Source organism: Sphingobium sp. SYK-6, assembly GCF_000283515.1.
GTDB lineage: Bacteria > Pseudomonadota > Alphaproteobacteria > Sphingomonadales > Sphingomonadaceae > Sphingobium > Sphingobium lignivorans.
Window position 1 is genome coordinate 1,854,247 of sequence record NC_015976.1, and the last position, 16,458, is coordinate 1,870,704.

A 16,458-nucleotide genomic window follows, 5' to 3' on the forward strand; every position below is an offset into this window, starting at 1 on the left:
GCTCCTGAGGACAACCGACATGGCAACCGGACAGCCCCGCCCGAACAGCTATCGCACGATCTGGCGATGGCATTTCTACGCCGGGCTGTTCGTGCTGCCCTTCATCATCACCTTGTCGCTCTCGGGCGCGCTCTATCTGTTCAAGCCGCAGATCGAGCGTTGGGAAGAGCGGGACTTCCGGGGATCGCCAGTCGCAACGCAGGGCGCGCCATCGCGGCAGGTGGAGGCTGCGATGGCCGCCTTTCCAGGTGCGCATCTGCTGGACTACCGCTTGCCCGAGCGCGCCGGTGACGCGGCAATGGTGCGTCTCGATCTGCCGGATGGCGGAGGCGTGCGGGAGACGTTCGTCGCTGCCGACGGGGCGGTCGTGGGGAGCCTCAGGCCAGAGGCGCGGATCATGGCGCTGGTCAAGACCGTCCACAGCCAACTGATGATCGGCAAGGCCGGCAACTGGCTGGTGGAACTGGCGGCGAGCTGGGCGATCCTGATGATCGCGTCCGGCCTGTATCTCTGGTGGCCGCGCGGGCAGGGGATGGCCGGCGTGCTGTGGCCGCGGCTGACGGGCGGGCGGCGCCTGTTCTGGCGCGACCTGCATGCCGTCACGGGCTTCTGGATTTCCGGGCTCGCGCTGGTGCTGCTGCTGACCGGCCTGCCGTGGACGGACGTCTGGGGCAGCGGCTTCAACCGGCTGCGTGCTGAGCTGGGTTGGGTGAAAGGTGCTTCGCCCTGGGTGACCGAAGAGGGGGCAGCCGAGGAACGGCAGCCGATTGCCGCAGCAGAACCCCATGCACCTCATCATGACGGCCATTCCGGCGTCGGGCACATGGGCGGGGATGACGGCGCCTTTTCGCCGACGCTTTTCGACGCGATGGTGGCGCGGGCACGATCCGAACGTCTCGCCTTTCCCGCCATCGTCACGCCGCCCGGCGCGCCCGGCCGGTTCGGCGCGCCCGGGGAGATGGCGTGGACGATCCGCTCCGACGCGGCCAACGTGCCCCTGCAGCAGACCATCCGCTTCAGCCGCGATGGCAGCGAGCAACTCTACCGCGAGCGGTTCGGAGACATCCATGTCATCGACCGCATGGTGGGCTACGGCATCGCCTGGCATCAGGGACAGCTCTTCGGTCCGCTCAATCAGGCGATCGGCGTGCTGACCGCCGCCGGACTGATCACCCTGGCCGTCAGCGGCTTCATGATGTGGCGCCGGCGCAAGCCCGCGGGCAGGCTTGGCGCGCCGTCGGCGGCGGAAAGGCCGGGGCGTGTTGTCGTCACCATCCTGCTGGCCTCTGCGGCGCTGCTGCCGCTGCTCGCCCTCTCGCTGCTGCTCATCTGGCTCGTCGAGCGCTTGGCTTTCCCCCGATTGCCACGGCTTGCCCGGTGGCTCGGCGCCGCATGACGAGGGCGAGCTCTAGCTGGCGCCGCCGATCGCCCCCGGGGTCAAGGCCAGTGCCAGGATGACCGCTGCGATCGACACATAGGCCCAGAGCCCCATGCCGGCCCATGCGATGCGCACCCCGCCGCCTTCGACGCGATCGGCGCGCTGGATACGCCTGGCGTAGATCAGCATGCCAGTGACGGACAGGCCGGTGAGCAGCGCGCCGGCGAGGAACCAGATGATCTTGGTTGCGAGCCCGCCGAACGTGCCGAAGTGCAGCGGGTCCGCCATTTCCGAAATGCGCTGGTGGACGGAGAGGTCGCGGCCATCCAGCATGGCGGTCACGCGGCCGGTGGCCGGATCGACCGCCACGCCATTGGCGCGCTCGCGCACCAGCCAGGCGCGATCCTGCCCCAGGAAGATGACGCCATTATCCGGCGTGAAGCGGATCTCGCGGATCGAGAGCGTGGGCTTCGCCGCGCGCGCGGTGGCGACAAGCCGGTCGAGCGCGGGGCCGGTCACCGGCGCGGCAGTGACAGCGAGGCGCGGCAGCTCCGGCACCGGCGCGCGCCCGCCGAGCGTCTCGACGAGATACCAGATGCCGGTCACCGTCATGAGCGCCACGAACCACAGGCTCCACACGCCGGCCAGCCGGTGCAACTCCCCCTGGAAGCGCCGCGCGTCGCCGCCGCGCGGGAGGCGCAGGAAGCCTCGCCACCATTTCTTGTAAGTGACGATGCCGGTGACGAGCGATGCCAGCAGCAGAAAGGCCAGCGAGCTGACGATGGGAATGCCGATCCGGGTGGGCAGCATGAGGTGCCGATGCACCTGACGCAGGAAGCGGTGGACATTCGCCCAGCCATGCGTGCCCGTCACCTGCGCTTCCCACGGGTCGACATAGACGCGGCGCGGCGCGCCCTTGCCCATGTCCACCCATGCCTCAACGGCGAACCATGGATCGATCGGCGCATGGAGCGTCTGCAGGCGTCCCTCCGGCTCGGCGCGCGCGGCGGCCTGCGCGATCTCGCCCCAGCTGGCAAGCGGGCGATCCTGCGGCGTGACGCGCATGGCGGGCGTCACCAGCCAGTCGATCTCATGCGCGAACACGGCAAGCGTGCCGGTGGCGAGGATGAAGGTCAGGAAGATCGAGAGCTTCAGCCCCGCCCAGCTGTGCACGCGCCACCACAGGGAACGCCGCTTGGGTGGTTTCACCGGTCGCATCGGCCGTCAGAACCGGACGCGCAGCTCGGCCAGGAAGGTGCGCGGCTCGCCGGGGAAATGCCCGCTCTGCGCGCTGAAGCCGGATGCGGCATAGACCTTGTCGAAGATGTTATCGACCCGGAGCAGCAGTTCGGCAAAGCCCAGCCCCTTGGTGATCGACGCGTCGAAAATCGTGTAGGGCTGCACCGACTGGCCGGAAAGGCTGATGCGGCTGGACACATGCTCGCCGCCGAAGGCGAAGGCCGCGTCAAGCCCCGGAAACTGATAACGCGTCCAGAAGCCGACCTTGTGCCGGGGCGCGTTGGCGAAGCGGTCCCCGACCGCATTGGTGATCGCCTGACCGGCGACCGTCCCGGTGATCCGGGTGTCGTTATAGCCATAATTCACCAGCAAGACCCAGTCGGGCGTGATGTCGGCGGCGAGGTCCACCTCGAAGCCCTTGCTCGTCACCTCGCCGATCGGGGCGAGCTGGTCGACGCCGTTCACGGGCGGAAGCGAAGGATCGACCTGCAGGATGTTCCGGCGGACGATGCGATAGGCCGCGAGATTGGCCTGGAGCCGTCCGTCGAGCAACTGCGTCTTCACGCCGCCCTCGATCTGGTTGCCGGTGACGGGCGCGAACGGGCCGCCGGCATTGGCATCCTGGCTGGCGGCCGCCTGCGGCTCGAAACTCTGCGACCAGCTGACATAGGTCGAGATGTCCGGCAGCGGCTTGAAGATCAGGCCCGTGCGCAACGTGACGTCACCATCCCGATAGGAGGAGCGGTTGCTCACCGTCCCGTCGGTGCTGGTCGTCACCTTGTCCTCGAAATGATCGTAACGCACGCCGCCCACCAGCAGCAGGCTGCGCGTCAGGCTGATCTGGTCCTGCAGATAGACGCCCTGCCGCTTGGTCCGGGTATCGGTCGTGGTGAACGGCAGCAGTGCTGCGCGCGCCGCATCGCCCTCCGCTGCGCCCCCATAGACTGGGTTGGAAAGGCTAAGGGACGTCACGCCCGTCCGCAGGATGCGGGAATCCAGCACATTCTTCTCGTCATACCAGTCCGCCCCGGCCTGGAACTTGTGCTCCATGCCGAACAGGTCCACCCGGGCCGTGGCATTGGTCATGAACGAGAGGCCGTGGACCGGGCGGATCTGATCGCGGAACTCCCGGCGGACGAGATCGGGATTGGCCGGATCGAGTCCTCGCGGCTCGTGATATTTCTGGGCCTCGCGCGCATCGAAATAGCGCACGCCCGCGTCGAACGTCACACGGTCCCCCACGCTCGTCTCATAGCGGGCCTGATAGGCCTGGCTCTTGAGATGCAGGAAGTCGGTCGGCTCATTGGCGTTCCAGCGGATATCCGTCAGGAAATTGCCGGCATCGTCGACAAGGACGCCGCGCAGCCGGTTGGCGCGCAGATAATTGTCGTAGATCGTGGCCTGCAGCGTGAGCTTGCCGCCCTCGTTGGTGCGGATCGCGATCGCGCCATCGGCGATCTTCGCCTTGTTCTGCGTGTTGCGCCGATACGGGTCCATGGCCTCGTAGAAACCGCCAAGGCGATAAGTGATGACGCCGTCGGCATCGACCGGCCCTGTCGCTTCCGCCGAGATGCCGACGCGATCATAATTGCCGCCGGTGGCGACCATGCGCAGCGAAGACGTGTCGGACGGGGTCTTGGACACGTAATTGATGATGCCGCCGGGCGATCCGGGGCCGAAGAACAGGCCGGCCGGACCCTTCAGGACCTCCACCCGCTCGATGTTGAACAGTTGCGGGACGGAAAAGCCGATGAACGGATTGCCGCGCTGCCCGTCATAGAAGGACTGGTCCTGCCGGAACCCCCGGAACGTCACGCCGGCATAGCTGAAGAAGCTGACGCCCGAGATGTTGCGATAGATGTCCGTTGCATCACGGGCGCCCTGATCTGTGAACAGCTCGGAATTGATGACCTGCACGGACTGCGGGATGTTCATCGGGTCTTCCGCAGCCTTGCCCACCGTCGTCTGCTCCGCGCGATACAGGCGCTGGACCCGGCCGGTGACGATGATCGTATCGGCCCCGTCGCTCTCGCCGGCATCGGCCGGAAGAGGCGCCTGCTGCGCGAGCGCGGGCACGGAAGACAGCGCGGCGGGCAGAACGACGGACGCAAGCAGGATGGATCGGAAAACAGACAAGACAGCCCCCTCGGAAGATTCGATAATGCGAGTTAGTCGCAACTATTGAAGGGTGCTTAGGAATGCAATGGCCTGTTTCTGGATTTTTCTGTTCGGGAATTGAGAGGGTTGCGCAGGCTGCGCGGAGGGCCGGAAGGCCGTATTGCCGCCTCGATCGTCAGGTCAGCGGCGGATGAAAGACGCCGTCACGGCGCTTGCGCCGCTTGCCATGGCGACGAGCAGGAAGATGACGGAGGTGGTGCCGCTGCTGTCCATCACCTTGCCGATCAGCGGCTCGCCAAGGCCGGCGAACAGATAGGCGAAGAAGTTCATGACGCCGACCGCGGTGCCCGCGCGGCGATGGCCGACGAGATCCGGGCAGAGCGCCCAGAAGCTGGCCTGTGGTCCATAGACGAAGAAGCCACAGAGGAAGAGCACGGCAAGCCCGAGTTGAACGGACGCGGCCGGAATGCTGTACATCAGCAAGGCCATCGCCGTGGCGAGCGTCATGTACAGGACGATGGCGACATAGCGACGGGTGGCGAAATAGCGATCCGAGATGTAGCCGTTGGTCGCGGCCCCGATCGCCATGCCGACCGGTAGCGCGATTGTCGTCCATTCCGGCGCGATCAGGCTTCCCGTGCCCGCCGCTGCGGCGCCGTCTCCGCCGATGAAATGGACCGGAACCCAGACCAGCAGGCCGTAGCGGGCCGCGTTCTGGAAGCCGATCGCCAGGCCCCCCATCCATATCCGCCAGTTGGAAAGCACCGCCCGGTAGCGCTGCATCGAGCTTTCTTCGCTTGTCTCGGAAACGGCCTCACGCTCGGAGGCATGCGGGGAACCGAAACCCAGGTCTTCCGGACGCTCTCGCGCGACGAAGAAGAAGGTCAGCCCACCCAGCAGCATCAGCAGCACCGGGATGCGGAAAATCCAGCGCCACTCCATCTCGAAGATATGGACCACAAGGATGGAGGTCACGAAGCTGAGGACCGAAGCCATGCCCGCCGCAAACACATAGCAGCCAAACACCTTCCCCCGGTCGCCCGGCCCGAACCAGTTGGAGAGGACGCGGCTGCCGGGCGCCCAGCCCATCGCCTGGAAATAGCCGTTGAGGCCCCAGAGGAAGCCGAGGCTCAGCAACCCGGTCGAGAAGCTCACCGCCCAGTTCGTCGCGCAGGAGAGGATCGCCCCGGCGCTCATGACCGTGCGGCCGCCCAGCTTGTCACCGAGATTGCCGTTGATGGCCTGGCCGATGGCGTAGCACCAGAGGAGCGCGGCGCTGACCCAGCCCAGCGTCTCCTTGCTGACGCCGAACTCCGCCTGAATGCCGGGTATGGCGAAGCCGAAGGTTTGCCGCCCCGTGTAGAAGAACAGATAGCAGAACATGGTCGCAAGCAGCACTTTGCGCCGCGCCCGCAGGAAGGATTGCCGCTGGTCGGGCAAGGCGGCGATCATCGCGATCGAGCTGGAGGAAGTCACGGCCGGGGAATCCTTGCTGTCGGCTTCCGCCAGAGGGACGTTCCCTGGCCGGGAGACATGTCTTCATGATGACAGCGCGACGGCAGCCCTTGCCGCGACCTCATCGGCGCGGTGGCGCTCACGCGACGGGCCGATCAGGAAAGCGTTCGCGCGCCCCGATGAAATTGCGGCCGCGCGGACCGTCAAAGGCGTCGGCCACGATGCCGCGCCATGCCTCGCCACCGATACCAAAAGCGGCAGGATCACCCGCAATGCCGAGATCGGTCAGCCTGCGGCGCAGGGCTTGCGGGGCCTGGGCGAGCGCGCCGAAAATCGATCCCAGCGCCGTGTCGCACGCATCATCCGCGCCGATCGCGGCGGCCATCACTTCCGGCAGGCAGAAGGAACAGGCGATCCCGTGAGCGACGCCATAGTCCAGTGTGATCGGGTAGGAGATGTTGTGCGCCAGCGCCGTTTGCGTGTTCGAGAAGGCGAGCCCGGCTTTCATCGCGCCGGCCGCGAGCATGGAGCGGGCGTCCTGATCGTCCAGATCTCCCTGCAGCCGGGCGAGCGCCGTCAGCACATCGCCGGCCGCCGCAATGGCGAAGCTGCGCGTGATGGGGTTTGCGTTGCGGTTCCAGAGGCTCTCAAGCGCGTGGGACAGCGCGTCCAGTCCGCTGGCAAGCGTGAGGGGCCAGGGCAGGCTCGCGGTCAGCTCCGGATCGATGAAGGCCGCCTCGGCATAAAGATCGTCCCGGTTCAGAGACAGCTTGCGTCCCTGCTCCGGATCCCAGATCGTCGCCCATTTGGTGAGCTCGCTGCCGGTGCCCGCCGTGGTGGGAACCGCGATGACCGGCAGCGCCCTGCCGCCAAGCGCGACCTGTCCATCCAGATAGCAGGCCACGCTCCTGAAGTCGCAATGGCCGGCCGCCAGGAACTTCGCCGTGTCCATCACCGAACCGCCGCCAAGCGCCACGATGACGTCTATTCCGTCAGCCCTGGCCTGCAGGAGCCCGCAGACATGCTGCAGCATGGCCAGGCTGGGATTGGGCATGATCGCATCGGCAATGGCGAGGGGCGGGTGGACATGGCCGAGCAGCCGGTCGCGCATGGGTGCGAACGGCGCGTCTTTATGGGTCACCAGCAGCCATCTGCGCTGCCCGATCTGTTCCTTCACCCGATCGAATACACCCGCCCCGAAATGCAGGGCGACGGGATTGTGAAAGGACCATTGCCTCATGGCCTTTCGCCGCCGGCAAGGCGCGCCTCGATGGCGTCGATGATCGGCGGGAGATCGGCGATGGTATCGATCACATAATGGGCGCCCGCCCGAGCAAGGACCGGAAGGCCGCGACCCCGATGCGCATCCTGCTCGTCGGCGGACAATGCCGTCCAGTCCTCCAGCGACAGGCCGACTTCGTTGCCGCTCGCCAGGATGCCGATCGCCCACATGCCGACCGCGCGACCGGCGGTGAGGCCGCTCGGGCTGTCATCCACGACGATGGCGCCGCGCACGTCGGCGAGGCCGAGCGCGAGGGCATTGGCGAGGATCATGTCGGGATAAGGGCGGCCGCGCGTGACATCGCTCACCGTGATGCAGCAATCCGGCTCATAGCCCTGCGCCGCCGCAAGGGGGATGAGCCCATCCATGATGCTGCGCGGATAACCGGTGGTGCTCCCGATCGCGATTCCCCGCTCGCGCAGGGCGCCGATCGTTTCCAGAGCACCCGGGATCAGCGCACTGTAGCGCGCGCAATTCACCTGATCGATCCTCAGGAAATCCGCATAGAGCGCATCGAGGTCCTGCTCGTCCGAAGGCTTGCCATGGTAAGCCAGCCAGCGCCCGGCGACGGCTTTATCAGCCAGGATCAGTTCGATGTGCGTGCGTTTCGCCGCTCCCATGGGCCCACGCGCTTCCGCTTCGCTGATCGGCACGCGGGCGTTGGCAAACGCCTCCTGGAAAGCGGCGACAGGCGCGATGCATCCGAAATCGAGGACCGTCCCGGCCCAGTCAAAAATAGCGGCAGTGATCTTGCCTGAATAGGCGAGGGGGGAAGCAATCTCGTTCATCAACCTGCTCTGATGGTCTCGGTCAGAGCGGCTCTAGGGCGCGAACATGACAGTCATATGCCTGAAACATACGTGCCATACCGATTGATCGACCGATATTTTCGGTGGATTGGAAGCGGGCCTTCACGTGACGCTCACGCAACTTCGCAGTTTCATCGCGGTCGCGCGCTACAACGGCTTCACGGCTGCTGCGCGCGCCTTGCGCACGAGCCAGACGACCATCACGTCACAGATCCAGGCCCTGGAGGAAGAGCATGGCGCGCGCCTGTTCGAGCGACGGGGGCGGCGCATCGACCTGACGCCGGTCGGCACCGAATTCCTGCAGATCGCGCGGCAGATGATCGAGCTGGAGAATGACGCCGCAATCCTGCTGAAGGACAGCGGCGCCCTGCGGCAGGGCGCGATCAAGATCGGCGCGGTAAGCCCTTTCCATGTGATCGCCATGATCGAGGCCTTTCACAGCCAGTATCCGGACATCTACACGTCCATGAGGCTCGGCAACTCAGGCGACGTCCTCACTGACCTCGGCAATTACGCGGCGGACGTCGGCGTCGTCGCCCGGGCGGACGACGATGATCGCTATTATATGCAGCATTATGCGAGCTATCCGGTGACGGCCTTCGTACATCGTGATCACCGCCTGGCCGCCAATGGCTCGATCGAGCTGGCCGAGCTCTCCAAGGAGCGTCTGCTGATGCGCGAGACCGGCTCCACGACGCGCCGGGCGCTCGAGGATGCCATGGCGTCGATCGGCCGCAAGCCGCGCATCGCGATGGAGATCGGCAGTCGCGAGGCGATCCGCGAGGCCGTGATCCGTGGCCTCGGCATCGGCACCGTCTCGCAATCGGAATATGTGCCGGACGAGCGGCTGGTGCCGCTCCCCATCACGGGCACCGCCGTCGTCACGCACATCTATCTGTGCTGCCTTCGGGAGCGGCGGCGCAGCCTGCTGATCTCTGCATTTCTGAATGCCGTGACCCGGCGGACCACCTGAAAATAACGCCATCCTGCTCTTTCAACATCGCGCTCCAATCCATCGAATTGTTCGGTGATTGTATCGACGGAACACGGGTAAATCCGCAGCATTGCGGTCACGCACCCTGTCTATCTCACCGGTCGAGGCGAAGGGCCGGGGCTGTCCAGAAGGCGAGCGACATCGCCTCAACCCCGGCCAACGCAGTCCTTTCCGGAACAATCAGGGGTCTCCACGTGAACATTCGACTTTCAGCCATGACCGGCAGCGCCCTTTTCGCGCTCGTCGCCGCCCATTCCCAAGCGAATGCAGCCGAGGCGGCAAGCCCGTCCGACAGCGCGATCGCACAGCCGACGCCCGGCGACGCGATGAGCGACACCATGGGCGAAATCGTGGTGACGGGCACCAACCTGCGCCGCTCCACCAGCGAAGGAGCGCTGCCGATCAGCGTCATCACGGCGGACGACATCGCGCTGCGCGGCGGCTCGACCGGCGCCGATCTTTTCGCGACGCTGCCCATGGCGGGTCCGCCGTCGATCAACGAAGCCACCATCGGGTCGCAGGCTGCGCGTGGCGATGTCATGTCCGTCGACCTGCGTGGCATTGGCGCGGGCAGCACGCTGATGCTGATCAACGGCCGCCGCATCGCCGCGCATCCGCTGTCCGGCACGGACCAAGGCGTGCCGGCGCTGTCTCCGAACGCCAACGTCATCCCCACCGCACTGCTGAGCCGCGTGGAAATTCTGCGCGACGGCGCATCGGCGATCTACGGCGCAGACGCCGCCGCGGGCGTCATCAATTCGATCGTTTCGCCCAACGCCCAGGGCGGGCGCCTCTCGATCGAGACGGCCCAGACGCAACATGGCGGCGCCGGCGAATATCGGATCACCGGGTCCAATATGTTCAAATTCGGTCGCACGTCGATCGGCCTCTCGCTCGACCTGTTCAAGCGCGACAAGATGATGGTCAGCGACCGCGACTGGGGCACCCAGAGCGACTTGCGCCGCACGCGCGACCTGCCGGCCCCGTGGAACGGTCTTCCCGTCGTCGACCCGAAGACCGGCACCGCCTTCGCGGTCGACAATGATTTCGACAACAGCAGCACGATCACCAATTTCGGCCAGTTCCGGCGGGGCTACATCCAGCCCGACTTCCAGACCTTCGTGAGCGGACGACCGGCCGGCAATGCGGGAATCGTGACGACCGCCAGCCCGACCGGCGGCGTGGCGACCATGGCTGCGGACGGCACCTTCTTCCTTGTCCCGGACGGGAATGGCGGCATCAACTTCAAGCAGAGCACGCCGAGCCGGACGCTGGGCAATGTGGAGAACGGCTATTATCACAATCGACTGCCCCACCGCACGCTGATCCCCGGGGTCGAACGCATCAACGGGGCATTGTTCATCGAGCATGAGGTGAACGACAATCTCACCCTGTTCGGCGACGTGCTTTATTCGGGCTCGCGCGCGAACAGCCAGCGGGAATCCGCCAATCTCCAGAATGTGAACGAGCCGGGCATCTATGTCCCCGCGTCGAACCCGTACAACCCGTTCGGCGAACGCTTCTACAATATCGATGGCTTGCCCAATGCGGACGGCACGCCGCGCATCAAGGGGGCTCCGGCCGATGTGACGATCGCCGCAGGCACGATGCCGAACGGCACGAAGGACCGCTATATCCAGGTCGACTCCAGCTTCTACCGGGCCCTTGCCGGTGTCCGGGGCACGATCGGCAGCGACTGGTCCTGGGAAAGCGCGGTCATGATGTCGGGCGCGTACAGCCATGAGACCGAGACCAATATCTACCGCGAATCCCTCGTTCGCAAAGCGCTCGAGCGGACGGACGCTACCGCGTACAATCCGTTCCCGGTGACCTTCAAGGTCGAGAACGGCAAGATCGTGGTCGACAAGCCCTATACCAATCCGGCGTCAGTGACCGACCCGATGTACGATACCGACAATCGCTACGGAAAGACGCGGATCATCACCTGGGACGCGAAGCTCTCCGGCGAGCTGTTCCAGCTGCCATTCGGCGGCGGTCGCGTCCAAGCGGCGGGCGGCACGGAAGTCCGCTGGGAGAATTACGATGCCTGGAAAGCTCCCTATGCCGGCCTGAACCCGCCGGGATCGGGCGCGCAATTCCCCTATCTGCGCGAGAATGACAACGACTTCATCTCGATGAGCCCGAACGCGGACGTCAGTGCGCATCAGCGCGTGCTTTCCGCTTATGCCGAGATTGGCCTGCCGCTCATCACGCCAGCGAACGCGCTGCCGCTGATCCATCGCCTCGAACTGGGCGCCGCGGTGCGCCACGAGCGCTTCTCGATCCATGGCGAAAGCACGACGCCCAAGTTCAGCCTGTTGTGGAGCCCGACGCCATGGCTGAGCCTGCGCGGCTCATACAACAGGAGCTTCCGGGCGCCCAATCTCGCGCAGACCGACACGACGCAATTGCTTCGCGTGAACTACACGCAGGATCCCTATCGCTACAGCGTCACCGGCTTTGCGCTGGACGGCAGCGGCCCGCGCCGCACTTATCGACAGGGCAACAACCGGCTGAACCCGGAACGCGCGGAGAATTTCGGTCTCGGCTTCGTGCTCGACGTGCCGGGCATTCGCGGCCTGTCGATCACCGGCGACTATTGGCGGATGAAGCAGCGGGACGCGATCAGCGCGCTCAGCAATGCCGATGTGCTGGCGCTGGACGAGCTGGCGCTCGATCTGGCGACCCAGGCCGCGCTGGCCAGCGGAAAATCGATCGATCAGATCGACCTCGGCTCGGGGACCGGCGCCTATGCCGGCAGTGCCCGCGTCGTTCGCCGTGCCGTGACCGCCGCTGACCGGGCGGCCTTCGATGCCTACAACGCTGCACAGACGTCCAATGCCTCGAAGCGGGCAGTCGTGGGTGAAATCGAGAATATGGTCGTCGACTATATCAACCTCGGGTCGCGCACTCTGTCCGGTCTCGATTTCGGCCTGCAGTATCGCTCGCCCGAAACGGCTTTCGGCCGCTTCACGATGCGTGCCGAGGCCACGCGCAATCTGCAGCGCGACGAGGACCTCACCGATGAAGGCGTCACCATCGATCAGCTGGGCCGCAACGGCTACGCCAAATGGATCGGCAATGCCGCCATTGGCTGGTCTAAGGGCGGCGTGTCCGTCAACTGGCTGACCACCTATTATGGCTCTTTCTCGAGCACTTCGGCGGCGACCACCGAAGCGATCTATGAGGCCCTCGGCCGCCCCGACTATATCAATGTCGTCGATGATAATGGCGTGATGCGCTATTATTACCGGGTGAAACCGGCCATCCAGCACACGCTGAACGCCAGCTATGCCTTTGGCCGCACGGTGAATGACGGCAAGCCACGCCATGCCGTGACATTCACGGTGCACAACCTCTTCGATGCGGACCCGCCGGTGGCAGACGAAGACAATGGCTTCGTGGTCGGCACCGTCAATCCGCGCGGTCGCCAGTTCCGGCTCAGATACACGTTCGGTTTCTGAGGACCGTCATCGCCTCCTGGAAGGCAGCTTCGCGCCGCCTTCCATCCCCGCCAAGCCAGCACGGACAGCCCATGAACCTCCTTCGCATCATGATCGGCGCGACCTGCGCCCTGCTTCTGGCCCAGGCACCATCACTCGCTGCCTCGTCGCTGGCGCAAGCGGATGAAAGCGTGAGCCAGGCGCATGGCGAGGAGAAGCCGCATCGCCCGGTTCTTCTCGTCAGCATTGACGGCTTCTCGCCCGATAGCCTGCTCGGGCCCGAAAAGGACCGGCCGAACCTCCCGGTGCTGCGCGGCCTGCTGCACGAAGGCAGCCATGCCGAGCGCGTCGTCAACGTCAACCCGACCGTCACCAATCCCAATCACACGACGCTGGTGACCGGCGTTTCCCCGATCGAGCACGGCGTGTTCAACAATCGTCCGTTTGCCGCAACGGCCAGGCTGCCGGAGTCCTACAGTCAGTATGAGGCGATCAAGGTGCCGACGCTCTGGTCGGCCGCGAAGGAGGCCGGGCTGCGGACAGCCAGCCTTTACTGGCCCGTGACCCGGGGCGCCGCGCCGATCGATGTCAACATCAATAACGGCGATTCCACCGACGACGAGCAGATCACCAGGGAGGCGATCCGGATCATCACCGAATATCGGCCTCATCTCCTGACGGTGCATTATGTGTCGCACGACAAGGAACAGCACGCCCACGGGCCGGGCTCGGCAGAGGGTCGCGCGGCGCTGGAACGGATCGACCGGGAAATCGGCAAGCTCGTGGCAGCGTATCGAGCTCAGAACCCGCAGGGCGTGATCGCGATCGCGTCCGACCACGGCTTCGACCGGACGACCCGGGAGGTCAACCTGAACATCGCCTTCGCGGATGCCGGGCTCATCACCTTCACGGACGAGACGCGCAGCGAAGTGAAATCCTGGCGCGCCTTTGCATGGTATGTCGGCGGCAGCGCGATGGTCGTGCTGCAGGACCCCGGCAATCGTGCGCTGGAGGCGGAGGTCGCCACATTTCTTGGAAAGCTCGCCCGGCAACCCGAAGCCGGCATCGCCGCCATCCTGCCCGCCGAGGACTTGCGGCACAGCGGCTTGTCGGATCAGGCGCGTTTCGTGATCGCCCTGAAGCCGGGCTATCGCATGGGAAATGCGATGAAAGGGCCGTTCAGCCAGGCTTATGCAGGCGGCTCGCACGGCGCCTATTCGACCACCAACACGCGCCGGGACATGCACGCCGCTCTCATCCTGGTGGGCGAGGGGATAGCGGCGAACAGGAATCTCGGCACGATCGACATGCGCCGGATCGCCCCGACGCTTGCCGGATTTCTGCATGTGCCCCTTGCCGCTGCGCGGGGCGCGCCGCTGGACGTTGGCGAATGATCTGGTGATCGCGATTCAGATGAGGCGGCAGGCACCCGACGCCCGCCGCCTCGCCCGGGTCAGAATGCGTGACGCATGCCGATGGCGACGCTGCGGCCGCGCAGCGGCGATTGATCCTTCACGAACGAGGTGTGCGCGAACGCCAGCTCGTTGAGAAGGTTGGTGCCGCGAACATAGAATTCCACCGCCTTTGCCCGGCCCAGATCGAAGCGGTAGCTCAAGGTCGCGTTGAGCATGTCATAGCCGGCCGTGCGCGTCTCATAAGAGGCGATCTTGTCCTGCTCGAATGTGTGATAATATTCCACATCGCCTGAGAGGGGACCCGCGGTGAGATCATAGCGGACGCCGAGCCGGCCGGGGGGAATGCGCGGAAGATTGTCATCCTCGCTTTTCAGCCTGGCATCCACATAGTCCCCGAAGATCGTCACGCGCGATTGCGGCGTCAGCTGATAGCCGATCTGCCCGTCGATCCCGGCGAAGCGGACGTTGGCGGCCGTGTAGATGAGGAAGTTGTGCCGGACCCCGGTTTCCGTTTCGGTCTCGATCAGCCGCGCGAAGACATAATCCTCGATATCCTGGTAAAACAGGCCCACTTCGAAGGCGAGGGGGCCGCCCGTCTTTCGGAAGGTAAGGTTGATCGCGTCCGTGGTCTCGAGCACATCCTCGGGCGCAATACCGGCATCGTTGAGGAGGGGATTTCGGGCGGCGAGCCCGAGCTCATAGCTGTTTGTGGCGAGATTGTTCCCGCGCGCGTAAAGCTCACGCACGCTCGGGGCGCGCTCGGTGTGCGCAAGCGACAGCGACGCGGCGTATCCATTGCCGACATTCCATGTCGCGCCGAACGAGACCGAGAACGGATCATGCCTGACGGGCGGATTGCGGCTGAGAAACGATTCAATCGTTTCGTCCTCGATCGCCTTCTTCCAGTCGGGCCCATAGAAATCGCGGAAGATCGTGTCGTAGATCGCTTCCATGTCCGGCGTCAGCGTGAACAGGAACTGCGGTCTTGCGGCCCGGGTCCTGCGCCAATCCTTGCGGGCGGCAAGCTCGACATCGACCGCACCGAATGACCGGCGCTCGCTCAGGAAGATGCCGACATTCTCCGTGAGGTGATAATAAGGCGGGACGGTGCCATAAGCATTGTCAGGGAACGGCACGTGAAGGTCTTCGACATTGATGCCGCTGAACTTGCCGTCGGTATACTGAACGCCCAGCGTGCCGGTGAAGCCGAAGATCGGCTTGTGGGTCAGCTCGAGCCGCCCGTCCCAGACCTCGTTGGTGTAGCGGGTGAACAGCAGGTCACCGTCGATCTCGTCATGGGCATAGTCGGTATAGGATCCGCGAAGGCGCACATGGGCAAGGCCGGGCAGAAGATCATCATAGTCCGCGCGCAGGTCGACCCGGTCGGCACGCAGCCTGATATAGGCAGTATGGTCGTCGGACCCGCCGAACGGATCGTCGAACCCGCCATGCGCCTCGCAATGCAGATCGAGGCCATGTGTGTGGCACACGCCGTTGATGTGGCTGTGGCCGGGCAGGCCATACTCGCTTTCCATCCGGCTGTAGGACGCGCCGATATAGCCCTTTGACGTGACCCAGGATGCGCCGAAGGCGTAGCTGGTGCTGTCTGCAAAGGAATCGCGCAGCTTGTCCGTGCCAAAGGCATCCGGCACGTCATAATCATCGGCCCTGCGACGCGCCCCCTCGGCGTGTATGGCAAATTGCCCGAGCCCGGCGGTCACACGGCCGACGAGTGTCTTCTCCTCGTCGCCTGTGCCGAAACGCACCTCGGTAGCGCCGGTGAGGCCGCCGACCGGAACGACCTTCGGCACCTTGCTGTCGATCAGGTTGATCGCGCCATTGGTGGCATTCCCGCCATAATGGATCGCCGCAGGGCCGCGCTGGATCTCGATTGCATCGAGCAGCAGCGGATCGGCGGTGATGGCGTGATCGGGCGAGATGGACGACACGTCGAACAGATTGGCCCCATCGGTCAGCACCTCGATGCGCGGCAGCGTCTGGCCCCGGATGACAGGGCGCGACGCGCCGCCACCGAAATTGTCCAGATGCACGCCTGGCAGACCGGCCAGAGTCTCACCCAGCCCGCCCTGACGGCGATGGGCGAGTTCGTCGCCGGCCAGAACCTGCACTGGCAGGGCTGTCTCTTCCGTTCTCAGCGACTGGCCGGTCACCACGATGTCTCTGCGCGCCGAACCGCGCTCCCTCGGGTCCGGATCGTCGCGCTCCACTTGCGGTTCCTGTGCCCATGCGGGCATGGGGCCGGACATGGCGACCGTTGCGAGAAGCGCTGCTGCGCGATGGGAAATATGTCGTAAACGCAATGAC

10 protein-coding genes are annotated in these 16,458 nt (G+C 65.2%); 4 read left to right on the plus strand and 6 right to left on the minus strand.

Annotated features, from left to right (window positions below; all coding sequences use genetic code 11):
- Positions 1-19 precede the first annotated feature (19 nt).
- Complete coding sequence (locus tag SLG_RS08385; RefSeq protein WP_014076025.1) at positions 20-1,396, plus strand: PepSY-associated TM helix domain-containing protein; 1,377 nt, start codon at positions 20-22, stop codon at positions 1,394-1,396.
- Positions 1,397-1,408: 12 nt separating this feature from the next.
- Here the strand turns inward: SLG_RS08385 and SLG_RS08390 are convergent, their stop codons facing one another.
- The 5 genes from SLG_RS08390 to phnX all read right to left on the minus strand — a co-directional run bounded on the left by SLG_RS08390 (position 1,409) and on the right by phnX (position 8,260).
- Positions 1,409-2,587 (minus strand): PepSY-associated TM helix domain-containing protein, encoded by a 1,179-nt coding sequence (locus SLG_RS08390; RefSeq protein ID WP_197535683.1) that lies wholly within the window; start codon positions 2,585-2,587, stop codon positions 1,409-1,411.
- Positions 2,588-2,602: 15 nt separating this feature from the next.
- Positions 2,603-4,753 (minus strand): TonB-dependent siderophore receptor, encoded by a 2,151-nt coding sequence (locus SLG_RS08395; RefSeq protein ID WP_014076027.1) that lies wholly within the window; start codon positions 4,751-4,753, stop codon positions 2,603-2,605.
- A 162-nt stretch (positions 4,754-4,915) separates the two neighbouring features.
- The gene (locus SLG_RS08400; RefSeq protein ID WP_014076028.1) at positions 4,916-6,211 is read right to left on the minus strand and encodes an MFS transporter; all 1,296 of its coding nucleotides are present in this window, start codon (positions 6,209-6,211) and stop codon (positions 4,916-4,918) included.
- 118 nt (positions 6,212-6,329) lie between these two features.
- Complete coding sequence (psrA, locus tag SLG_RS08405) at positions 6,330-7,430, minus strand: iron-containing alcohol dehydrogenase PsrA (protein ID WP_014076029.1); 1,101 nt, start codon at positions 7,428-7,430, stop codon at positions 6,330-6,332.
- Positions 7,427-8,260 (minus strand): phosphonoacetaldehyde hydrolase, encoded by an 834-nt coding sequence (gene phnX / locus SLG_RS08410; protein ID WP_014076030.1) that lies wholly within the window; start codon positions 8,258-8,260, stop codon positions 7,427-7,429. The genes psrA and phnX overlap by 4 nt, the downstream gene beginning before the upstream one ends.
- 127 nt (positions 8,261-8,387) lie before the next feature.
- Between phnX and SLG_RS08415 the strand changes: the two genes are divergently transcribed.
- The 3 genes from SLG_RS08415 to SLG_RS08425 all read left to right on the plus strand — a co-directional run bounded on the left by SLG_RS08415 (position 8,388) and on the right by SLG_RS08425 (position 14,112).
- Entirely contained in the window at positions 8,388-9,254 is an 867-nt protein-coding gene (locus tag SLG_RS08415) for a LysR substrate-binding domain-containing protein (RefSeq protein WP_014076031.1), read from the plus strand.
- A 215-nt stretch (positions 9,255-9,469) separates the two neighbouring features.
- Positions 9,470-12,739, plus strand: a complete 3,270-nt coding sequence (locus tag SLG_RS08420; protein ID WP_148276532.1) for a TonB-dependent receptor domain-containing protein — start codon at positions 9,470-9,472, stop codon at positions 12,737-12,739.
- A 71-nt stretch (positions 12,740-12,810) separates the two neighbouring features.
- Positions 12,811-14,112, plus strand: coding sequence for an alkaline phosphatase family protein (locus SLG_RS08425; RefSeq protein WP_014076033.1), 1,302 nt, complete (start codon positions 12,811-12,813; stop codon positions 14,110-14,112).
- A 59-nt stretch (positions 14,113-14,171) separates the two neighbouring features.
- Here the strand turns inward: SLG_RS08425 and SLG_RS08430 are convergent, their stop codons facing one another.
- Positions 14,172-16,400: a TonB-dependent receptor domain-containing protein gene (locus tag SLG_RS08430; RefSeq protein ID WP_148276533.1), complete on the minus strand. Its 2,229-nt coding sequence runs from the start codon at positions 16,398-16,400 to the stop codon at positions 14,172-14,174.
- Positions 16,401-16,458 lie beyond the last annotated feature (58 nt).